This is a genomic window from Pseudomonas spartinae (genome assembly GCF_965197125.1).
Classification (GTDB): Bacteria; Pseudomonadota; Gammaproteobacteria; order Pseudomonadales; family Pseudomonadaceae; genus Aquipseudomonas; species Aquipseudomonas composti_A.
In genome coordinates, this window is sequence record NZ_CBDAMB010000011.1 from 68,926 (window position 1) to 90,455 (window position 21,530).

21 protein-coding genes are annotated in these 21,530 nt (G+C 63.4%); 9 read left to right on the forward strand and 12 right to left on the reverse strand.

The features are described from left to right. Positions 1-957: a putative 2-dehydropantoate 2-reductase gene (locus ACN8M7_RS21065; RefSeq protein WP_490262064.1), complete on the reverse strand. Its 957-nt coding sequence runs from the start codon at positions 955-957 to the stop codon at positions 1-3. After that, entirely contained in the window at positions 957-1,343 is a 387-nt protein-coding gene (locus tag ACN8M7_RS21070) for a YbbN family protein (RefSeq protein WP_490262065.1), read from the reverse strand. Before ACN8M7_RS21070 ends, ACN8M7_RS21065 begins: the two co-directional genes overlap by 1 nt. Between ACN8M7_RS21070 and ACN8M7_RS21075 the strand changes: the two genes are divergently transcribed. Both ACN8M7_RS21075 and ACN8M7_RS21080 read left to right on the forward strand, forming a co-directional pair. Beyond that, positions 1,342-1,755 carry a PilZ domain-containing protein gene (locus tag ACN8M7_RS21075; RefSeq protein ID WP_061238004.1) on the forward strand — a complete coding sequence of 138 codons (414 nt, stop codon included), beginning with the start codon at positions 1,342-1,344 and terminating at the stop codon, positions 1,753-1,755. The two genes, ACN8M7_RS21070 and ACN8M7_RS21075, sit on opposite strands and share 2 nt — an antisense overlap. A gap of 206 nt (positions 1,756-1,961) precedes the next feature. Then, positions 1,962-3,038 carry a 3-deoxy-7-phosphoheptulonate synthase gene (locus tag ACN8M7_RS21080; RefSeq protein ID WP_490262066.1) on the forward strand — a complete coding sequence of 359 codons (1,077 nt, stop codon included), beginning with the start codon at positions 1,962-1,964 and terminating at the stop codon, positions 3,036-3,038. A 96-nt stretch (positions 3,039-3,134) separates the two neighbouring features. Here ACN8M7_RS21080 and ACN8M7_RS21085 read toward each other — a convergent pair whose 3' ends face one another. Together ACN8M7_RS21085 and ACN8M7_RS21090 are read right to left on the reverse strand one after the other, a co-directional pair. Further along, complete coding sequence (locus ACN8M7_RS21085; RefSeq protein ID WP_061238002.1) at positions 3,135-3,407, reverse strand: GNAT family N-acetyltransferase; 273 nt, start codon at positions 3,405-3,407, stop codon at positions 3,135-3,137. A 145-nt stretch (positions 3,408-3,552) separates the two neighbouring features. Then, positions 3,553-4,926, reverse strand: a complete 1,374-nt coding sequence (locus ACN8M7_RS21090; RefSeq protein ID WP_490262067.1) for a GntP family permease — start codon at positions 4,924-4,926, stop codon at positions 3,553-3,555. A 269-nt stretch (positions 4,927-5,195) separates the two neighbouring features. On the opposite strand from ACN8M7_RS21090, the gene oprI reads away from it, so the two are divergent. Beyond that, a complete protein-coding gene (oprI, locus tag ACN8M7_RS21095; protein WP_003239826.1) occupies positions 5,196-5,447 on the forward strand; it encodes an outer membrane lipoprotei OprI in 252 nt (83 codons plus the stop codon). 138 nt (positions 5,448-5,585) lie between these two features. Here the strand turns inward: oprI and ACN8M7_RS21100 are convergent, their stop codons facing one another. The 3 genes from ACN8M7_RS21100 to ACN8M7_RS21110 all read right to left on the reverse strand — a co-directional run bounded on the left by ACN8M7_RS21100 (position 5,586) and on the right by ACN8M7_RS21110 (position 7,591). Beyond that, positions 5,586-6,542 carry a L,D-transpeptidase family protein gene (locus ACN8M7_RS21100; protein WP_061238000.1) on the reverse strand — a complete coding sequence of 319 codons (957 nt, stop codon included), beginning with the start codon at positions 6,540-6,542 and terminating at the stop codon, positions 5,586-5,588. A 71-nt stretch (positions 6,543-6,613) separates the two neighbouring features. After that, entirely contained in the window at positions 6,614-6,895 is a 282-nt protein-coding gene (locus ACN8M7_RS21105) for a hypothetical protein (protein WP_061237999.1), read from the reverse strand. A gap of 90 nt (positions 6,896-6,985) precedes the next feature. Then, on the reverse strand, positions 6,986-7,591 hold the full coding sequence (locus ACN8M7_RS21110) for an arylesterase (RefSeq protein WP_490262068.1): 606 nt from the start codon (positions 7,589-7,591) through the stop codon (positions 6,986-6,988). 11 nt (positions 7,592-7,602) lie between these two features. Between ACN8M7_RS21110 and ACN8M7_RS21115 the strand changes: the two genes are divergently transcribed. From ACN8M7_RS21115 to greB, 3 genes are read left to right on the forward strand one after another with little or no spacing between them, the layout of a single operon-like run. After that, positions 7,603-8,286 (forward strand): ABC transporter ATP-binding protein, encoded by a 684-nt coding sequence (locus ACN8M7_RS21115; protein ID WP_061237997.1) that lies wholly within the window; start codon positions 7,603-7,605, stop codon positions 8,284-8,286. Next, the gene (locus tag ACN8M7_RS21120) at positions 8,286-10,790 is read left to right on the forward strand and encodes an ABC transporter permease (RefSeq protein ID WP_490262069.1); all 2,505 of its coding nucleotides are present in this window, start codon (positions 8,286-8,288) and stop codon (positions 10,788-10,790) included. Before ACN8M7_RS21115 ends, ACN8M7_RS21120 begins: the two co-directional genes overlap by 1 nt. A gap of 54 nt (positions 10,791-10,844) precedes the next feature. Next, the gene (greB, locus tag ACN8M7_RS21125; RefSeq protein WP_490262070.1) at positions 10,845-11,342 is read left to right on the forward strand and encodes a transcription elongation factor GreB; all 498 of its coding nucleotides are present in this window, start codon (positions 10,845-10,847) and stop codon (positions 11,340-11,342) included. A gap of 241 nt (positions 11,343-11,583) precedes the next feature. Here the strand turns inward: greB and ACN8M7_RS21130 are convergent, their stop codons facing one another. Beyond that, positions 11,584-11,892 (reverse strand): class I SAM-dependent methyltransferase, encoded by a 309-nt coding sequence (locus tag ACN8M7_RS21130; protein ID WP_490262071.1) that lies wholly within the window; start codon positions 11,890-11,892, stop codon positions 11,584-11,586. 503 nt (positions 11,893-12,395) lie between these two features. Between ACN8M7_RS21130 and ACN8M7_RS21135 the strand changes: the two genes are divergently transcribed. Both ACN8M7_RS21135 and ACN8M7_RS21140 read left to right on the forward strand, forming a co-directional pair. After that, positions 12,396-13,349 (forward strand): triacylglycerol lipase, encoded by a 954-nt coding sequence (locus tag ACN8M7_RS21135; protein WP_490262072.1) that lies wholly within the window; start codon positions 12,396-12,398, stop codon positions 13,347-13,349. A 107-nt stretch (positions 13,350-13,456) separates the two neighbouring features. Then, positions 13,457-14,485 carry a lipase secretion chaperone gene (locus ACN8M7_RS21140; protein WP_490262073.1) on the forward strand — a complete coding sequence of 343 codons (1,029 nt, stop codon included), beginning with the start codon at positions 13,457-13,459 and terminating at the stop codon, positions 14,483-14,485. Positions 14,486-14,487: 2 nt separating this feature from the next. Here the strand turns inward: ACN8M7_RS21140 and gntR are convergent, their stop codons facing one another. The 4 genes from gntR to ACN8M7_RS21160 all read right to left on the reverse strand — a co-directional run bounded on the left by gntR (position 14,488) and on the right by ACN8M7_RS21160 (position 19,206). Beyond that, positions 14,488-15,507: an HTH-type transcriptional regulator GntR gene (gene gntR / locus ACN8M7_RS21145; protein ID WP_061237991.1), complete on the reverse strand. Its 1,020-nt coding sequence runs from the start codon at positions 15,505-15,507 to the stop codon at positions 14,488-14,490. Positions 15,508-15,686: 179 nt separating this feature from the next. Then, positions 15,687-16,700: a TRAP transporter substrate-binding protein gene (locus ACN8M7_RS21150; protein ID WP_490262074.1), complete on the reverse strand. Its 1,014-nt coding sequence runs from the start codon at positions 16,698-16,700 to the stop codon at positions 15,687-15,689. Positions 16,701-16,757: 57 nt separating this feature from the next. Then, a complete protein-coding gene (locus ACN8M7_RS21155; protein WP_490262075.1) occupies positions 16,758-18,035 on the reverse strand; it encodes a TRAP transporter large permease in 1,278 nt (425 codons plus the stop codon). 49 nt (positions 18,036-18,084) lie between these two features. After that, positions 18,085-19,206 carry a gluconokinase, GntK/IdnK-type gene (locus ACN8M7_RS21160; RefSeq protein WP_490262076.1) on the reverse strand — a complete coding sequence of 374 codons (1,122 nt, stop codon included), beginning with the start codon at positions 19,204-19,206 and terminating at the stop codon, positions 18,085-18,087. A 197-nt stretch (positions 19,207-19,403) separates the two neighbouring features. On the opposite strand from ACN8M7_RS21160, the gene ACN8M7_RS21165 reads away from it, so the two are divergent. Next, the gene (locus ACN8M7_RS21165; protein WP_490262077.1) at positions 19,404-21,488 is read left to right on the forward strand and encodes a TonB-dependent receptor family protein; all 2,085 of its coding nucleotides are present in this window, start codon (positions 19,404-19,406) and stop codon (positions 21,486-21,488) included. The last annotated feature ends 42 nt before the right edge of the window (positions 21,489-21,530 follow it).

Sequence of the window (21,530 nt, forward strand, 5' to 3'; positions counted from 1 at the left end):
CTAGGCCTCCCTGCGAGCCTGAATGAAGCGAAGCGCCTGATGCAGGGCGCGTACCTTGGGCATATCGAACCCGACCGCGTCCGCAGCGGCCAGTGGCGCCTCATAGATGGCATGCAGTTCCGCCGGTCGGCCCTGAGCGAAATCGTGATACATGCTCGGCAGGTAGTCGGGCATGCGCTGCGTGGCAGCCAGCAGCTTGTCTGCGTAGTTGTCCGGCATGCCGTGACCCAACGCCTGAGCGGCCATGACCACCTCCTGCATCATGCCCGCGATCAACGCACGGCTGTCGGGATTGCCCATCAGGCGCTGCGTGTCGGCGTCGAGCAACACCGACAGACCGTTATAGGGGATGTTCCACACCAGCTTCTGCCAACGCGTCTGCGCCAGATTGCGCATCGCCAGCGAATCCAGGCCGGTGCTGCGCAGCAGGCTGGCGCCCTCCTCGGCCAATGCCAGGCGCGCCTCGTCGTCGATCAGCGGCCCGGAGTGGTAGGCCAGATTGATCGTGCCCAGCGCCTGGTGCTCGATCACCCCGGGAGCGCTGCGATGAACGCAGATGTAGCAGAGCCCGCCCAGCAAATGCAGGTCGTCGCGCAACAATGGACGCAACTCGTCCTCCACTGCCAGGCCATTTTGCAGCAGGACCACCTTGGCGCCAGACGCTGCAGCTTTGTCGATCAGCGGCGCCAGTTCGGCATTGGCCGTGGTCTTGGCCCCGACCAGCAGCCAGTCGCACGGCGGCATATCGTCGACCTGCTGATAGGCCTGCACCGGCGCCAGATTCACTGCCCCATGTACAGCGCTGTTCAATTGCAGGCCACGCTCGACCACCGCGCCATATTCGCTGCGCAACAGAAAGTGCACGTCATGGCCGGCGCGCGCCAGCATCATGCCGTAGAAACCACCAATGGCACCGGTGCCGATGATGCCGATACGCAGCATGGAGGTTTGAGACATCAGGGAAGCTCCTCAGCCGGGCGAAGCATGGCTTCGTCCATGGCAGTAACCAGATCGGAATGGGTTAGGCGCGTATGCAACGCGCCAAAGAAATGACCGTCCTTGACCAGAAACAACGCCGGAAGATGGAAGACCTCGTAGCGCGTCACCAATCCGGCGTTGTGCCCGGCATCGATCCAACACAAGCGCTCGAGTGGAAGCGCCATGCCAGGCAGTGCCTGGCGCGCCCAACGGCAGCTGGCACAACCCGTGCTAGTGAACACCAGCAGCGATGTTCCGGGAAGATCGAGCAGGCGGCGATCAGCATCCAGATCGGTCAATTCCAGTTGCGTCGCTATACTGCACTCACTGATATCAGTTTGCCTGCATTCGAGGTCGGTGTTCATGCGTAAGTTTCTGCGTCATCCAAGCGACATGCCGGTGGAACTGGTGCTACGTAGACAAGCCCCCATCCCCCGACAACGGCTGAACAATATCAGCCTGGGCGGGGTTGCATGCAACTCGCCACGCGGTTTTCGCCGTGGCACCTCGGTCGAGCTGCGCATTCCGCTGCTGGGCGACCAGGCTCACTATCCCGGCGTGGTGGCCTGGTGTCGGCGCCTGGAGGACGATTATCTGGTGGGCATCGCCTTCATCGATGAAGACACCCTGTTTCGCGCACGCATGGTCGAGCAGATCTGCCAGATTCAGCATTATCGACAACAGCTCGAACACGAGTCGGGACAGCCAATGGCCATCGAGCAATGCGCTCAGGACTGGATCGCCAAGCATGCTGCACAATTTCCCTATCTCGCCTGAAAGCAGCGCCAGTCACTCCCCGGCCAGGGAAAAACGCCGCCTCATACGGCCAATCTATGAGGCTCATTGGGCTTAACGCCCATTGTCGTGCAGCCCTGTACGCGCTAAGGTTCGGCTCCCCCTGCGCCAACTAGCTGTGCACCGCCATAGGGGATCGCTGGCGGCCGGCACCCGTGACCTGACGACCTGACCCGATGAATAGCACGATGGCTGATTTACCGATCGACGACCTCAACGTCGCTTCCAACGAAACCCTGATCACCCCCGATCAGCTCAAACGCGAAATCCCCCTGACCGCAGCTGCACTGGAGACCGTTGTCCAGGGCCGCCAGGTGGTACGCGACATCCTCGACGGCAAGGATCACCGCCTGTTCGTGGTCGTCGGCCCCTGCTCCATCCACGACATCAAGGCCGCTCACGAGTATGCCGAGCGCCTCAAGGTGCTGGCCGCCGAGCTGTCCGACAGCCTGTTTCTGGTCATGCGTGTGTACTTCGAGAAGCCGCGTACCACCGTCGGCTGGAAAGGTCTGATCAACGATCCCTATCTGGATGACTCGTTCAAGATCCAGGATGGCCTGCACATCGGTCGCAAACTGCTGCGTGACCTGGCGGAAATGGGCCTGCCCACTGCCACCGAAGCGCTCGACCCGATTTCCCCGCAATACCTGCAGGACCTGATCAGCTGGTCGGCCATCGGCGCCCGCACCACCGAATCCCAGACGCACCGTGAAATGGCCTCTGGTCTGTCCTCGGCCGTCGGCTTCAAGAACGGCACCGATGGCGGCCTGACCGTCGCCATCAATGCCCTGCAGTCGGTTTCCAGCCCGCACCGCTTCCTCGGCATCAACCAGGAAGGCGGCGTATCCATCGTCACCACCAAGGGCAATGCCTACGGTCATGTGGTACTGCGCGGCGGTAACGGCAAGCCCAACTACGACTCTGTGAGTGTGGCCATTTGTGAGCAGGAACTGACAAAAGCCGGCATACGCCCGAACATCATGGTCGATTGCAGCCACGCCAACTCCAACAAGGATCCGGCCCTGCAGCCGCTGGTGCTGGAGAACGTGGCCAACCAGATTCTCGAAGGCAACAACTCCATCGTCGGCCTGATGGTCGAGAGCCACCTGGGCTGGGGCAGCCAGTCGATTCCGAAGAACCTGTGCGACCTCAAGTACGGCGTATCCATCACCGATGCCTGCATCGACTGGGATACCACCGAAAAGAGCCTGCGCAGCATGCATACCAAGCTCAAGGATGTACTGCCCAAGCGCCCTCGCAGCTGAGGGTACTGCAGCAAAAGAAAACGCCGGGCATTGCCCGGCGTTTTCGCATCCGCGTTCAACTCGCGGGGTCGTTTTGCCCCGTCGCGAGCGACCTGCTCACTGATGGCGCGCGCGACGCTCCATGTAGCGCTCGACGTAGGAGCACGAAGGAATCACCGTATAGCCTCTGCCTTCGGCGTATTGCAGCGCGTGCTCGGTAAGCGCTGCAGCAATGCCACGACCGCGCAGGGCATTGGGCACGAAGGTGCGATAGATATCCAGCGTCTGCTTGCCCAGATCCATGTAGGCCAGATAGGCACGATCACCATCGACGGTGGTCACGAACTGGTGACTCGTCTGGTCATGCTGGATGGACAACACCTCGCTCATCTTCACTCCTCTAGCCGCAAACCGTTAGCGGCGCATCTATTTTTACCCCATACCGACGCGTTGACGAAAGAACAAATTCGCCCCGCACTTCGATCCAGGCAACTGGACAAGCTTATCAGCCGCAGAAGCGCCCAGCCACGCGCAATCAGAAGCTCAGCAGGGCAATGCAGAGCAAGGCCGCGATCACCGGCACCAACACCGTGATGACGAAGATGTCCTTGTATGCCTGCTTGTGGGTCAAGCCCATGATCATCAGCATCGCGATCACCGCGCCACAATGCGGCAGCGAATCCAGCCCGCCCGCCGTGATGGTGGCGATACGATGCAGCACCTCAGGATCGACACCCATCTCCAGATAACGCGGCGCCAGCGTCTGCATGAAGATCTGCAAGCCGCCAGACGAGGAGCCGACGATGCCCGATACCACACTGACCGAAGCGAACACCGACAGTAGCGGCGGCAGGTTCACACCCAGAACCCACTGAGCGAACTGAGCGAAACCCGCCGTCTGGATCACGACACCACCAAAACCGATCACCGCGGCGGTGTTGAGCAGCGGCATGATCGCATCGTCGGCGCCCTGCCCGAGCAAGCCGACGGTGTTGCGGCGCAAGGCCGGAAACATCAGCACCGCCACGCCGGTGGCGATCACCAGGGCGAGGCTGGGCCAGAGAATCGGTTGCGCCTGACTGAAGGCCAGCAGTCCACCCAAGGAACCTTCGCCCGACACAACCATGCCCGACAGCGCCAGCAGGCGCGGCAGCAGGATGATCCCCAACACCACCACAATCGGCACCAGAGCCAAGCCCCAGTGCGGCCCGCTACCCGGGACACCGGCCAGTTGCTGCATGCGCTCATCCTGCGCGTTGGGCTCGAAGCCCTCGCCTCGTTCGCGCGCCAGACGCCATTCGCGCTGCAGATAAGCCATGCCCAAAACGATCATCACCAGCGATGCGAACAGGCCAATCCAGGCGCCGGCGAACAGGTCGGTGCCCAACGCACTGGCCGCGATCACGTTGTGAATCGAAGGAGAACCGGGCAAGGCCGTCATGGTGAAGGTGCCTGCGCCCAGGGCAGTCGCGGCGCAGAACAGGCGCTTGGGCAGATTAGCCTCGCGCATCAGAGTGATCCCCAGTGGATACATGGTGAAGATCACCACGAACACCACCACCCCGCCATAGGTCAGCACCGCGCAAACCAGCATCGCCACCCACAGCGTGCGCTGCGTGCCCAACCCAAGGGTGATGGCCTGAGCGATGCTGCTGGCAGCCTGGCTGGCGGCCATGACCTTGCCGAAGATCGCGCCACAGAGAAACAGCACGAAGAACTTACCAGCGAAGGTGAATGCCCCAAGGGGGCCGAACGGAAAGTGCTCGAGCAGCGCCTTCGGTACGGCAACGCCATTGGTAAGCGCCACCAGGATCGAACAAAGCAATGCTGCGATGAATATGTTCACCCCACGCAACGCCATGAAAATAAGTAGCGCCAAGCCGAACAAGAGTCCCAAATTGCCAAGCATCTGCGTTCCCTCTTTATTGTTTTAGTTCAGAAATCAGGACAGTTATAACAGTTCGTACAACCGCGACACTGTAGCGATTACGTAACTGACTGTTTTTTAGCCAACCCCCATACGCTCTACCCTTCAGCGTCTGGGCCGAAGAAAAAAAACTGCAACTCTTGCCCTGACTCCGTTTACTTACTAAAAGTAATAGGTAGTATGTACGCCGGCCAATTTCCCACACTAGGGGAATTGCTCTTTATGGAAAACTCCACCTCAAGGGGAACACGATGAACAACGTTCTGAAATTCTCTGCTCTGGCTCTGGCCGCAGTTCTGGCTACCGGTTGCAGCAGCATGTCCAAAGAAACCGAAGCTCGTCTGACTGCTACCGAAGACGCAGCAGCTCGCGCCCAAGCCCGTGCCGACGAAGCCTATCGCAAGGCTGATGAAGCTCTGGCCGCCGCTCAGAAAGCTCAGCAGACCGCTGACGAAGCTAACGAGCGTGCTCTGCGCATGCTGGAAAAAGCCAGCCGCAAGTAATTGCGACTCGTTTTTTCGAAAGCCGCCCCAGGCAACTGGTGCGGCTTTTTTATTGCCTGCTACCAAGGCCACTGATCTTCAGGCAATAAAAAAGCCCGCCGACACGAATGCAGACGGGCCTCTTGGCAACCGGTCAGGTCAGAACGTACCTTCGCTGCTCACCGCTACGCTGTCGGTTTGCGCTGCGATAGGCACCGGCAAGCCGTCTTCGGCAGCCACTACCTCACGAACCATATCCCAATCGAGACGCAGGCCGCTGAGTTCGTCACGCTTGAGCAGCGCGTTGATCACCGCCGTGTGCTTGTCGACGACAGACGGGTCACCTTCGTCATCCAGCGGAGCATGTGCTTCGAGATAGACCTTGCCACCACTCACCCCGAACTTGTACGGCTCGTTGAGAATCCGCACCGGCGTACCGACCGGCACCAACCCAGCCAACTCCAGCACGTTGTGGTTGAGCATGCGGAAGCAGCCATGGCTGACGCGCATGCCAATGCCGAACTTCTTGTTCGAACCATGGATCAGGTAGCCCGGGAACGACAGCGTCAGCTTGTACGGGCCCAGCGGGTTGTCCGGCCCTGGCGGAACCACGGTGGGCAGGAAGTCACCCTCGGCTGCGTGTTCCTCACGAATCGACTTGGGCGGATACCAGGCCGGGTTCGGTGTCTTCACAGTGACGTGACCGACACCCAATGGCGACCCCCAGCCCTCACGACCGATCCCCAGCGGGAAGGTGTGAACCACATTCTGCCCTTTCGGGAAGTAGTACAGGCGGTACTCCGCCAGGTTGATCACGATGCCTTCACGCGGGCCAGGCGGCAGCACGTAGCGCGTCGGCAGAATGACCTCGGTGCCCTCGCCCGGCAGCCAGGGATCCACGCCCGGGTTGGCCGCGACCATTTCCAGATAACCGAGGTCATTTGCCGCTCCCAGGTCGGCGAAGGTGTCCTCGTACTTGGCCTTGATCACCTGTACCTGACCTACCACGTCCTCGCCTGGCGGCGGCAGCGGAAATTCGAGAGCCTGCACTGCGGCACTGGAGCACAGTGCGACCAGAGTCAGGCAGCGGTTGACCGCAGAAAAGCGCGACAACATCCGGGATGTCCCTTGAAGAGTTGAATGATATTGCGGCGATTGTACACCGCCGCTAGAAAGCCTGGCAGACCTCAGCCGTCCGCCCAGTTCGAGCACAAGCCCTGGCGCTGCGCCTCGAAGGTCGCCAGACAGGCAGGACAGAGTCGACGATCACGCAGCCAGACCTTTTCCAGCGCACGCCAACGCGGCTGCGCCGGCAACAAGCCGCCGCACAGCGTTCGATCAGCGTGCCCACCCAGGCGCAACTGGCGAGCCACCAGGTGCACACGCACCTCACGACAGGCGAACAGATCCAGCTGCTCATCCGGTTCGATCAGTTGATAGGCATATAGGGACCAGGCGGGACGCGGCATCTGGAGCTCCGTGACAGGTCGGCCACATTAGCCGAAAGGCTCGAGGCGGAAAAGCCTCTGCCTACTCAGTTTTCCGCCAGCAACACGCGCTCAGAGCATGGGTTTCAACGCCGGCCAGACGTTGTCCAGCAACACGGCCTGAGCGGGCTCGGTCGGATGAATGCCATCGGCCTGCATCATCCCTGGCACGCCACCGACACCCTCGAGGAAAAACGGCACCAGCGGCACCTTCTTCTGCTCCGCCACATCCGCGAAGACCTGGGCAAACGCCTTGGTGTAGCGAGCGCCATAATTGGGCGGCAGGCGCATCCCCAAAATGAGCACCTTGGCCCCTGCCTGTTGTGACTTCTCGACCATCGACGCAAGATTCTGTTGCAATTGCGCGGGAGGCTGCCCACGCAGACCGTCGTTGCCCCCCAGCTCGATGATGACCAGCTCCGGCTTGTGCTCGGCGATCAGCGCAGAGAGCCGCGCGGCGCCGCCTGCACTGGTATCGCCGCTGATCGACGCATTGACCACCGACTGCTCGAAACCCTCCTTCTCGAGGCGTTTTTCCAGCAGAGCGACCCATCCCACGCGGCTATCCAGGCCAAAAGCCGCGCTGATACTATCGCCGACCACAAGCAGGGTGCCTGCAACCGCTCCCTGAGCCCAGAACATCAGGGCCAAGGCACCACTCAGCCACCATGCACGCATTTGGAATCTCCATGACTTCGAGCATTCTCGCTGCGCGGAACCTTAACAAAGTGGTCAGCAGCACGGAAGGCGAGCTGACGATCCTCCATGACCTCGACCTGGACCTGAACAAAGGCGACAGCCTGGCCATCGTCGGCAGTTCCGGCTCTGGCAAATCCACCCTGCTCGGCCTGCTCGCCGGGCTCGACCTGCCCAGCGGCGGCGCCGTGCTGCTGGCTGGCAAGAATCTCAGCGAACTCGATGAAGACCAGCGTGCACGACTGCGCGCCGAGCATGTCGGCTTCGTGTTCCAGTCATTCCAGTTGCTCGACAGCCTCAACGCGCTGGAGAACGTCATGCTGCCGCTGGAGCTGGAAGGCCATGCCGATGCCCGTCAGCGTGCCCGCGCCCTGCTCGAACGCGTCGGTTTGGGCCAGCGCCTGACCCACTATCCGCGCCAGCTCTCCGGTGGCGAACAACAGCGTGTGGCCATCGCGCGAGCCTTCGCCGCCGAACCTGACGTGCTGTTCGCCGACGAACCCACCGGCAATCTCGACAGCCATACCGGTGAACGCATCAGCGACCTGCTCTTTCAGCTCAACCAGGAACGCGGCACCACTCTGGTACTGGTCACCCATGACGAGCGCCTGGCGCATCGCTGCCAGCGCCTGATCCGCCTGGAAGGCGGACACCTGATCGACCGCGTGGAGCCCTGATGAAGCGCGTGCCCTTCACTCGCCTGTTTTCGCTCGCCGCCCGCCAACTGCTGCGCGATGCTCGCGCCGGCGAGTTGCGAGTGCTGTTCTTCGCCCTGCTGGTCGCGGTGGCGGCCAGCAGCGCCATTGGCTATTTCAGCGCTCGGCTGAACGACGCCATGCTGCTGCGCGCCAGCGAGTTTCTGGCGGCTGATCTGCGCCTGAGCGGCAGCACGCCAGCCAGTCAGGAACAAATCGACGCGGGGCTCAAACTGGGCCTCGATCACGCTCAGGCGGTGGAATTTTCCAGCGTCGTGGCCGCCGGGAACGGCATCCAGCTGGCCAGCGTCAAGGCCACCAGCAGTCGCTACCCGTTGCGCGGCGAACTGAGAAGCGCCGCCGAGCCCTACGCGCCCGAGGAAGTGGGCTCCGGGCCACGCCCCGGAGAAGCCTGGGCCGAGGCGCGCCTGATGGTGGCGCTGAACCTTAAGATTGGCGATGAGCTGGAGATAGGGTCCAAGACCCTGCGCTTGAGCCGCGTCCTGACCTATGACCCGGACACCGCTGGCGACTTCTACAGCCTGACGCCGCGCGTGCTGATGAATCTCGATGATCTCGCCGCCACCGAGGTGGTTCAACCGGGCAGCCGCGTGCGCTTTCGTGAGCTCTGGCGCGGTGATGCTGATGCCCTCGCCGCTTACCGCCAGGCCGTCGAAGCCGGCCTGGAACCCAATCAGCGTCTGGACGATGCCCGCGATGGCAACCGCCAGGTCGGCGGCGCACTCGGCCGCGCCGAGCGCTACCTGAACCTGGCCAGCCTGGCAGCCGTGCTGCTCGCTGGCGTCGCGGTGGCGCTGTCGGCGGCACGCTTCGCGGCAAGGCGCTTCGATGCCAGTGCGTTACTGCGTTGCCTGGGGCTGTCACGCCGCGAAGCGCTGGTCCTGTTCGGCCTGCAACTGGCGCTACTCGGGCTGATTGCCTGCGTGATCGGCGCGCTGCTGGGCTGGGCAGGCCAGCATGTGCTGTTCTATCTGCTGCGCGGACTGATCCCCGATGACCTGCCACCGGCCAGCCTGTGGCCGGCGTTGGCCGGCATGGCCACTGGGCTGGTGGCGCTGGCCGGTTTCGCCCTGCCGCCACTGGCCGCGCTGGGCCGGGTACCGCCGCTGCGCGTGCTACGCCGCGACATGCTGCCGGTACCGGCGAGCTCCTGGCTGTTCTACGGCGCGGCGCTGGTTGCGCTGGGCCTGATCATGTGGCGTCTGAGCCTGGATCTGAAACTGACGCTGGCACTGCTGGGCGGCGGACTGCTCGCTGCACTGCTGCTCGGCGGTTTGCTGCTGCTCGGTCTGCAAAGCCTGCGCCGCCTGCTGCAACGCGCTTCCCTGCCCTGGCGTCTGGGACTGGGCCAACTGCTGCGGCACCCGCTCGCTGCTGCGGGGCAGTCCCTGGCCTTCGGCCTGATCCTGCTGGCCATGGCGCTGATCGCCCTGCTGCGCGGCGAATTGCTCGACACCTGGCAGGACCAGTTGCCGGAAGATGCCCCCAACCATTTCGCCCTCAACGTGCTGCCGGCCGAGCGCGATGCCTTCGCCGTGCGCCTGGCCGAACTGTCGCCACATCCGGCGCCGCTGTATCCGGTGGTACCGGGCCGGCTGATCATGATCAACGACGAGCCGGTGCGCCAACTGGTGACCAAGGAAAGCCGTGGCGAGCGCGCCATCCAGCGCGACCTGAGCCTGACCTGGGCCGAGCAGTTGCCGCCTGACAACCAGATCATCGCCGGCAGTTGGTGGAGCGCCGAGCACGCCAGCGGCTTGCCTGGGGTTTCCGTCGAGGCCGAGTTGGCCGAAAGCCTGCACCTGAAGCTCGGCGATCGCCTGCGCTTCAACGTCGGAGGTATCGAGCGCGAAGCCCAGGTCAGCAGCCTGCGCCAGGTGGATTGGGACAGTTTCCAGCCCAATTTCTACATGATCTTCGAGCCACAGACCCTGCAGGATCTTCCCGCCACCTACCTGACCAGCTTCTACCTGCCGCCGGGCCACGACTCGGAACTGGTCGCGCTCAGCCGCGCCTTCCCCAGCGTGACACTGCTGCAGGTCGATGCGCTGCTGGCACAACTGCGCAGCATCCTCGCCCAGGTCACCCTGGCCATCGAGTACGTGCTGCTGTTCGTGCTCGCAGCCGGCGTCACCGTGCTGCTCGCCGGGCTGCAGGCGACGCTGGACGAGCGCATTCGTCAGGGTGCGCTGCTGCGCGCGCTGGGCGCCGAACGCAAGCTGCTGGTCAGCGCCCGGCGCGCCGAGTTCGGTCTGCTCGGCGCGGCTGCCGGTCTGCTCGCGGCCGTCGGTTGTGAGCTGGTGAGTTTCCTGCTCTACCGTTATGCCTTCGACATGAGCTGGCAACCGCACCCCTGGCTGCTCCTGCTGCCGCTGATCGGTGCCCTGCTGATCGGTCTGGCCGGCGTACTCGGCACCCGCCGCGCACTCAATGCCAGCCCCTTGAGCGTGCTACGCGAAGGCTGAGAACCTTGAGAGGGGTTTGCTAGACTTGGCGCCCCTCTCAGGACCCGAGACACCATGAGCCGCTATCGCCCCCCTCGCCCAGCCGGTACGCCATTGATCACGCCCGAGGGCGAAGCGCGCCTGCGCGCCGAGCTGCACGAGCTGTGGCACGTGCGCCGGCCACAGGTGACGCAATCGGTCAGCGAGGCGGCAGCCCAGGGCGATCGCTCGGAAAACGCCGAGTACACCTACGGCAAGAAGATGCTGCGCGAGATCGACAGCCGCGTGCGCTTTCTCACCAAACGCCTGGAAAAGCTCAAGGTCGTCAGCGAAAAACCGTCCGATCCGAACAAGGTGTACTTCGGTGCCTGGGTCACCATCGAGGACGAGGACGGCGAGCAGTCGCGCTACCGTATCGTCGGCCCTGACGAACTGGACCTGAAGTTGGGCCTGATCAGCATCGACTCACCGCTGGCCCGCGCCCTGGTCGGCAAGGAACTGGATGCCGAGGTTCGGGTACACAGCCCCAGTGGCGAGAAGACCTGCTACATCGTCGAGATTGATTACCTATGACGCCCAGCAGGTTCGCTAACTCATCGAGTTTCGCACCACCGCCATCCACTCCTCTCGCGATTCGGCAGCCCAGTGGTTACCCGGCTTGAGCCAAATTGGGTCAAACGTTCGCGGGCGACCGCCAAAGTAATTCACCCAACCGAGTCCCGAAATCTGCGCCAGAGGGACGTCGAACTCTTTAATGTAAAGATGAGCGTCTTGTGGCAGGTCTGAGAAAGGCGGCAGTTGCATGTCTGTGCTCTCAGCGCCGAGTGATCAAACCCTGGCGCGCCACTCGCACCAGCTCGCCGACTGTTTGTGCCAGATCCCCGGCGCTGGGAGCCTGGATCACCGCCAGGTCGAAACTGTCGCGGGCGAAGCGGTTCAACGACTCGCCGTTCTGCACGAACTGGATGCGAAACGCACGCGACCCGGCCCAGCGCTTGGGCCAGCCTTCGAGATAACGCAGCAAGGTGGGTTGGTGGCTTCCGCCAAGCAGCACGCGTGGATTGCGCAGCAGCAGGCCCGAGGTGATGGGCGCCAGACGAATAAGGGGTTGGGGACAGATCATGGTCGAGTCTCCGCCTCGAGAATCCCGCTGGGCAGCGGTGAGAGGCGACACCGAACCAGCGCTTTAGCGGAATTTCAGGCATTGATGACAACACCCTGTGGCGCCCCGCAAGTAGCTGTTTAAATCGGCGCAGGCAGCATCCTAGAGAAGCTGACGGCTTACTGTCAAGGCGCACCCAACCTTCGATTGGCCGACGCCCACTTGGCCACTCGCGAGGCAGCAAAACGCTCCGCCCTCGGGCTTCGATGCACGCATCCAGCCACTCAATCTGCGGTCTTTTGCATGATGTGACGTGTCGACGCGTAACAGAACTTAGCCAGCGATATTGCTGCCAAATCGCACCAAGTTCAGCAAAAGTACCGATTTAGAGGGTTCCCTGGCGATTCCCAGAGGATGGCATGTTTCCTGCCATCGTTCTTGCGCCGTACATGCCAAGGGATGGGCGTGATCCGTGTTGCTGGAAGCAGCTGACTGCCTCAAAACAACAACCATCGAGAGCGCCCATGAAGAACAATAAGACCCTGCTCGCCCTCTGCCTCGGCGCCGGCCTGCTCGCCAGCGGCCAGACCCAGGCTTTCTGGTTCGGTTCATCCGGCTATACCCAGACCAAATACCCCATCGTCCTAGGCCACGGCATGCTCGGTTTCGACAGCATCCTCGGCGTCGACTACTGGTACGGCGTCCCGGCCGCCTTGCGCCGCGATGGCGCCAGTGTCTACGTCACCGAAGTCAGCCAGCTGGACACCTCCGAAGCACGTGGCGAGCAATTGCTGCAGCAGGTCGAGGACATCGTTGCCATCAGCGGCAAGGGCAAGGTCAACCTGGTCGGCCACAGCCATGGCGGCCCGACTACACGCTATGTCGCTGCCGTGCGCCCGGACCTGGTCGCATCCGTCACCAGCGTCGGCGCTCCGCACAAGGGCTCGGCCGCTGCCGACTTCCTCAAGGGCATCAGCGATGGTCCGGCCGGCCCGGTCGCCACCCCACTGCTGGTAGGGATCGTCAACGGCCTCGGGACGCTGATCAACTTCCTCTCCGACAGCTCCAGCACCACGCCACAGAACGCCCTGGGTTCGCTGGAATCGCTCAACAGCGAGGGCGCGGCGCGCTTCAACACCAAGTTCCCGCAGGGCCTGCCCACCACCGCCTGCGGTGAAGGCGCTTACAGCGTCAATGGCGTGCGTTACTACTCCTGGAGCGGCACCAGCCCGCTGACCAACATGCTCGACCCGAGCGACCTGCTGCTGGGCGCCGCCTCGCTGACCTTCGGCAACGAAGCCAACGACGGTCTGGTCGGCCGCTGCAGCTCGCACATGGGCCAGGTGATTCGCGACAACTACCGGATGAATCACCTCGACGAGGTCAACCAGACCCTGGGCCTGACCAGCCTGTTCGAGACCGATCCGGTGACCGTCTACCGGCAACATGCCAACCGCCTGAAGAACGCCGGGCTGTAAGCACATAACCTCTCGTAGGGTGCGCATCGTGCACCCTACGAAGCGTTGGCTCTGAGCCCGGTTTGGGTCGGGAGCAATCCCGATCCGACGCCTTACTGGAATCTGCCGTGAAGAAAACCCTGTTCGCCCTGCCCATCCTGATCGCTGCTGGTCTGGCGTTGATGCTGTACCTGGAACCCGGACATCGCCCCACCCCGCTCAGCACGCCTGTCGCTACGACGCCTGCACAGCGAGTGACGGAGCCCACTGTCCAGGCCATGGCGGCGACTGCAGGTAAAGCGCAGAAGCAATCCGCCAAGCTCGCCCTGCCCGGCTCCTTCGTCGGCACCGAAGTCGACGGCAGCTTTCGCGTGGATGCTGCCGGTAACCTGATCATCAGCGAGGATATCCGGCGGATCTTCGATTACTTCCTCGCCAGCATCGGCGAAGAAAGCCTGGACGCCAGCGTTTCGCGTCTGCGCACCTACATCGACAGCCAGCTTCAGGAACCGGCACGGGCCCGTGCGCAGGCACTGCTGGAGCAATACCTGAGCTACAAGCGTGAGCTGGTGCTGCTGGAGCGCGACCTGCCGCAGATGGGCAATCTCGATGCCATGCGCCAGCGCGAAAGCGCTGTACAAGCCTTGCGCGCACGGCTGTTCGACAACGAGACGCACCAGGCCTTCTTCGCCCGCGAGGAAGGCTACAACCGCTTCACCCTGGAGCGCCTGGCCATCCAGCACGACGACAGAATGAGCGCGCAAGAGAAAGGCGCGGCCGTCGACCGGCTGCGCGCCTCCCTGCCTGAGGAGTTGCAGGACGCGGTACTGCCGCAACTGCAGCAGGAGCTGCGGCAGAACACGGCGCGCCTGCAGGCCGAAGGCGCCAGCGCGGCGCAGGTCCGCCAGATGCGTCAGCAACTGGTAGGCGCCGAAGCTACCACACGCCTGGAGGCGCTCGATAGCCAGCGGCAGAACTGGCAGAAACGCCTGGACGACTATCTCGCGGCGAAAGCGCGAATAGAAGCCAGCGAAGGCCTCAGCACGGGTGACAAGCGCGCGGCTATCGACGCGCTGGCCGCCGAACGCTTCGATGAACGTGAGCGCCTGCGCCTGGACGCCGCCGAGCAATTGGCGGCCGCCAGCAAGAAGCAGTAGCCTCAGGTGCTGTCGCGCATCACCAGTTCGAAGCCCACGTCGATGCAATGCTGCTCGGGGGTTTCGCCGCGCATCAGCGCCAGCAGCATGTTCGCCGCCAACTCACCTATCTGACCCCGCGTAGTACGCACGGTGCTCAGCGCCGGATGCATCCAGGCCGCAGCGGGCAGGTCGTTGAAGCCGGCGATGGCCAGGCGCCCTGGCACCTCCAACCCCAGTTGCCGCGCACGGAACAGCGCGCCCATGGCCAGGTCGTCGTTGTTGAAGAACACCGCATCGATCTGTGGCTGCTGCGCCAGCAGACGATCGAGCAGCTCGGCGCCGAGGCCGATGGACGACAGCTGCGGCGTCAGCAGCTCCAGCGCCGGATCATGGCGATTGAGGTAATGCATCACCTGGCGATAGCCCTCGGCGCGCTGCAAGGTGCGCGGGTCGAGCTGCGCCGCGGCGAAGGCGATATGGCGATAGCCGCGCTGCACCAGGGCGCGGGTCATGGCGGCACCGGCCTCGATCTGCGAAAAGCCGACGCAATAGTCTTCCGGCTCCTCGCTCAGCTCCATCAGCGTCACCAGCGGGCAACTGCTGGCACCGAGGATTTCGCGCGCGGCATCGCTGCGCTCGAAGCCCGTGACCAGCAGACCAGCGGGCTGGTGCGCCAGGTAGGAGCGCAGCAGACGCTCGTCTTCCTCGACCCGGTAGTGGCTGACGCCAATCATCATCTCGAAGCCGGCCGGCATCAGCACGCGCTGGATGGCTTCGACGGTGTCGACGAACACCGAGTTCGACAATGACGGAATCACCACTGCCACCAGGTTGGAACGCGAACTGGCCAACGCCCGCGCGGCCGGGTTAGGCACATAGCCCAGCGCCTGGGCCGCGCGCATCACCTGCTCGCGCAGTGCATCGGACACTCGCCCCGGCTGCGACAGTGCACGCGAGGCAGACATCAGCGAACAGCCTGCAGCCTTGGCCACATCGGACAGGGTGACGCGTTCGGCAGAGCGGCGACGGCGTTGAGTCATAGCGCCTCCATTGGTTACCAGCGGCCGATTCTAACAGCCCTGCCGGTGAATAAAGCGCGGGACACGCCGCCCGGGGTAACGCCACCATGCAAGGAGCGTTACCACCTGCGTGCCCCGCGAAACTGCGAACCTGCCCAGGATCGGCTGCGCGCTAATCGCACCTGAACCTGGGCAAGTCCTTACAAAGCGGCCTTCTCAGCCTCGGCCTGAACCTGATCGAACAGTTGCTGGCCGACCGTGTCGACGACCTTCTGGATCGCTGGCGTGGCCTTCTCACGCATACGCTGCACCTGGGCCGGCTCCACCTCGTTGATCTGCATACCCTTGTCTTTCAGCTCGGCCAGCGCACGAGCGGCCTCTTCGCGGGTGTCCTTGCGCTCGAAGTCACGCGCCTTCTTGGCCGCTTCCAGCAGGATGTTCTGCTCGGTCTGCGACAGGCCGTCCCACCAGCGTTTGGACACGGTGACGATCCACGGGCTGTACACGTGGTTGGTCACGGTGAGGTACTTCTGCACCTCGTAGAACTTCGAAGACAGAATGGTGTTGAACGGATTTTCCTGACCGTCGACCGCCTTGGTTTCCAGCGCGGTGAACAGTTCGGAGAATGGCAGTGGCACCGCATTGGCGCCCATCAGTTTGAAGGTATCGAGGAACACCGGGTTAGGCATGACCCGCAGCTTGATGCCGGAGAAGTCTTCCAGCTTGTCGATCGGACGGCTGTTGTTGGTCAGGTTGCGAAAGCCGTTCTCCCAGTACACCAGGCCGACCAGGCCCTTCTCTTCGAGCTTGTCCATGACCTGGCGGCCGACTGGACCGTCGAGCACGGCGTCGGCCTGCTCGGCACTGCTGAACAGGAACGGTGTGTCCCACACCGCCATTTCCTTGGTGATGCCGACCAGGGTGGCAGTGGAGCCGACCATCATCTCCTGCGCCCCGCCGATCAGTGCGCTCTGCATCTGATCATCGGAACCCAGGCTGGCAGCGCCGAAGGTGCGCACCTTGAGTTTGCCAGCGGAGGCCTTGGCCACTTCCTCGGCGAACAGCTTGGCCGCACGGCCCTGGTTGCTGTTCTCGTTGAGGCCATAGCCGAAGCGGATCATGCGCGAGCGCACCTCGTCGGCATGGACAGTGAAGCTGGCGAGCGGGCTGCACAGCATGGCAGCGGTGAGGATGGCGAGCAGCGGACGTTTCATCGGGACTACCTCTTATTGTTGTGAATGATGCCGACGCGCCAACGCCGGCAGGTCAACTCAGCGCAACCAGGCCAGTGGCACGGTAACCACGGCAGGGAAAGCCACCAGCAACACGACGATGGCCAGATAGATCAGGAAGAACGGCATCACGCCGCGCACCAGCACCTCCATGCGCAACTTGCCGATACCGCCAACGACGTTGAGCACGGTGCCGACCGGCGGGGTGATCAGGCCGATGGAGCCGATCAGCACGAACATCACGCCGAAGTACACCGGATCGACGCCAGCCTTGATCGCGATGGGCGCCAGCACCGGCGCCAGAATCAGGATGGTCGGGGTCAGGTCCAGCACCATGCCCACGGCAATCATCAGCAGCATGATCGCCAGCACCAGAAGCCGCGGATGTTCGGCCAATGGCCCAAGCATGGCGCCGATCTCGTCCGGCAACTGCGCCAGGGTGATCATGTAGGCCGATACCGTGGCGGCAGCGCAGAGGAACATCACCGATGCGGTGGTGCGGCTGGCGCGGGTCAGGGTTTCCATCAGGTCGCTCCAGCTCAGCTCGCGGTAGAGCAAGGTGGACACGGCCAGCGCATACACCGCCGCGACCACGGCGGCCTCGGTCGGCGTGAAGATGCCAAAGCGCAGACCGCCGACGATGATCACCGGCAACATCAGCGCCGCCGCACCGTCGACCAGCACCCGGCGGCGCTCGGCAGCACTGGCTTTGGGCGGCGTTGGCTCGGTGAAACCACGGGCGATCAGGGTCCAGGCGATGATCAGGCCTGCGCCCATGATCAGCCCCGGCACCAGGCCGGCCATGAACAGTTGGCTGATGGAGGTGTTGGTGACCACGCCGTAGATCACGAACGGCATCGACGGTGGAATGATCGGCGCGATGATGCCGCCGGCAGCCACCAGGCCAGCCGATGAATGCACCGGGTAACCGCGCTGGCGCATCATCGGCAGGAGCAAGGTGGCCAATGCTGCGGTGTCGGCCAGAGCCGAACCGGACATGCTGGCCAGCAGCACCGCAGCGGCGATGGCAACGTAGCCGAGGCCGCCGCGCAGGTGGCCGAAGTAGGCCTGGGCCATGGCGATGATGCGCCGGGAAATACCGCCGGCGTTCATCAGCTCGCCGGCCAGGATGAAGAACGGCACGGCCAGCAGCGGGAAGCTGTCGGCGCCGGCGAGCAGGTTCTGCGCCAGCAGCTGTACGTCCCAGAAATCCAGATACCACATCAGCACGGCTGCAGTGAGGATCAAGGCGAACGCAATGGGCATGCCGAATGCCATGAACCCCAGCAGGGACGAAAGAAATACCGCGACAGTCATCGGCAGGTCCTCGGTGGGCAGTGCCCGTCTTGTTGCAATGGGGTCGACATCATTCGACGTGCGCCTCGGTCAGCCCGCTCTGCGGTGCGTGGCGCCAGAGCTTGACCAGTTGCACCACGGCGAGAATCGCCAGCACCAGCATGCTCACCAGCACTGGCAGCATGGCCAGTACGACCGGATAACCGACCACGGTACTGACGTTGCCCCAACCGAACTGCACCTGGTTCCAGGCCCCCCAGGCCGAGAGCAGACTGGCCCCGGCGACCAGGATCCAGCTCAGCGAATCCACCAGCCGTTGCACCAACTGCGGAAAACGGTCGCGAATCATGCGAAAGGTCATCAACTCGCCCCGACGCATGCCGGAGGCCACTCCAACGAAGATCAGCCAGACGAAGGCCAGGCGTGACAACTCTTCTGCGCCGGGCCACCCCGTGCCGAATGCATAGCGCAGCACTACATTGGTGAACACCGCCACCACCATGAAGGTCATCAGCAGCGCCATCAGGCCATCCGTCAGGCGGTCGAAACCACGTGCGATACGCCCTTCGTAGATCGGCTCGGCGCCCAGTTGCACCTCTTGGTTAGCGCTATCAAACTCACCATCGAGAGCATCCTGCGCGTCGCTCGAGGCCGCCTCCACGGCATCACGACGAACCCAGGCCTGGATATCGGACAGCAGGACATCAACCGGCTGCTGCGCATCGACGACCAACACATGCGGCTCGCCCGCCGGACTTTCGAGGGTAGAGAACTGGCTGTCGACCAGCGAAATCGGCATGAAATGTCCCGGCCGAGCACCCACGCGCTTTACAGCGGTGGCGTGCGCGATGTCCAGGTGCACGAACTGCAGCCCCGGAATCGCCTGGCGCAGACGCTCGCGATAGGCACGTTTGAGCGCCGAGCAGGCCAGCACGAAGCATTCACCGGCCGCCTGCGCCGCCAGCATCTGCTCGCACAGCGCATCCAGCCAGTGGCGACGGTCTTCGTCGCTCAGCGCGATACCCGCACGCATGCGCTCTACATTTTCGGAAGGATGGAAATGATCGGCTTCGATATGACGCCAGCCGAGGGCGGTGGCGACCGCCTGGCTGATCTCGCTCTTGCCGGAGCCACTGACACCCATGACCACGAGCGTGGTACGGGCCGGCAATGCGGAAGGCTGCTGTTGCATAGGAACTCCATGGGCACCATCCGAGGTGGTGCCGCTCATTGTTTGAGCCGAATGTTAGCGCTATCCAAAACGTTCGACAACCCTCCCCTGGCAACATTTCGTAGAGCATTTCCCCTGATCAGCAACACACAGCGCTGGCCCGCAACCGGCGGACACGCTCAAGATCGCCTACCTGCAAAGAAGGAGACATTTCGCCAATGCACCGGCTGAAACGCTGCGCCTGGCTGCCCACGCTGTTGTTGCCGCTGGCTGCGCAGGCCGAAACCCCCGCGTACCAGGCCGATCCGCTGGTAGTCACCGGCAGCCGCTACCAAGCCAGCGGCTGGCAGTTGCCCTTCTCCGTCAACCGCATCGATGCCGAGCAGGCGACGCTGGGCAAACCAGGCGTCAACCTGTCCGAAGCCCTTGGCAGCGTGCCGGGGGTGGTGGCGCAGAACCGCCAGAACTATGCGCAGGACCTGCAGATTTCCTCGCGTGGCTTTGGCGCGCGCTCGGCCTTTGGCATTCGCGGCATCAAGCTATTGGCCGACGGCGTGCCGCTGTCCAACCCCGACGGTCAGGGCCAGGCGGCGACCTTCGATCTCGATACCCTGGAGCGCATAGAGGTGCTACGCGGCCCCTTCGCCAGCGTCTACGGCAGCAACTCTGGCGGCGTCATCCAGCTGTTTTCACGCGATGGCGAAGGCCCGCCCAAGGTCTCCGTCGACACCTCTCAGGCTGCCTACGGCACCAGCCGTACCCGCGTCGCCGCCGAGGGCGGCAACGACAAGGCCGGCTTCATCATCAATCGCTCGCACTTCGAGACCGATGGCTACCGCGACCACAGCGGCGCCATCCTCGACAAGACCTTCGCCAAGCTGACCCTGTACCCGGATGACGCGAGCAAGCTCAGCCTGAGCGCCAGTGAACTGGATCAGAATGACACCCGGGATCCGCAGGGTCTGACCTGGGCGCAGGTACAGAACAACCGCCGCGCCGCCGCCCCCAGCGCCCTGCTGTTCAACACGCGCAAGACCGTCGACCATCGCCAGTTCGCCCTTAACTACGAGCGCAGCTTCGCCGCCGGCACCTGGCAGAGCACGGTCTACAGCGGTACACGACGGGTGATCCAGTACCAATCGATTCCCGTGGCCGTACAGACACCGGCCTCACAGTCCGGCGGCGTGATCGATTTTGAACGTCGCTTTCACGGTATCGGCAACCGCTGGATCCAGTCGTTCAACCTCGGCAGCAGCCTGCTGACCGTCACCACCGGCCTGGATTACGACCATTCACGCGATGATCGCCAGGGCTATGAGAACTTCGTCGGCAGCACCCTGGGCGTCAAAGGCAATCTGCGCCGCGACGAGCGTAACGAGATCACCAGCCTGTCGCCCTATGTCCAGGCTGCCTGGCAGCTGGGCAAGCTCGACCTGCAGGCTGGTCTGCGCCACAATCAGGTGGAATTCGAGGTGGACGACCGCTTCCTGAGTAATGGCGATGACAGCGGCTCGGTCACCTACCGCGAGCTGACGCCAACCCTGGGCGCCAGCTACGCCTTGTCGCCAGACCTGAGTGTCTACGCCAGCTGGGGCAAGGGCGTGGAGACGCCGACGCTTAACGAGCTGTCCTATTCAGGGCCTGACAGCAGCTTCGGTTTCGATCTGAAACCGGCCACCAGCGAGCAGGTGGAAGTCGGCCTCAAGGCGCGTCTGGGCGAGGCGACCAGCCTGCAACTGGCGCTGTTTCAGATCGATACCGACGACGAACTGGTGGTCGAATCAGCCAGTGGCGGTCGCTCACGCTTCCAGAATGCCGCCCAGACCCGCCGTCGCGGCGTCGAGCTGGCCCTGGAAAGCCGACTGAGCGAAACCCTGCGCGCCAATCTCGCCTACACCCAGATCGATGCCGTCTACAGCCAGGACTTCACCAGCAACGGCCGGCTGATCGAGTCGGGCAACCACCTGCCGGGCATTCCCGCGCGCACGCTCTATGGTGAGCTGGCCTGGCAACCGCTGGAATGGTTCAGCAGCAGCGTCGAAGGCCTCTATCGCAGCAAGCTCTACGTCGAGGACAGCAACACCGCCAAGGCGGCGCCCAGCTACGCGCTGTTCAACTGGCAGGCGCGCTTCGAACAGAAGGCCGGCGCGCTGACCTTCAACCAGGTGCTGCGTATCGACAACTTGCTGGATCGCCAGTACATCGGCTCGGTGATCGTCGGCGATGGCAACGGCCGCTATTACGAACCCGGCCCGGAGCGCGCCTGGTACGTCGGCGCGGGTGTGCAGTACCAGTTCGATTAAAGCTGACAACGAACGAGCTCCCCTCTCCCACTTGTGGGAGAG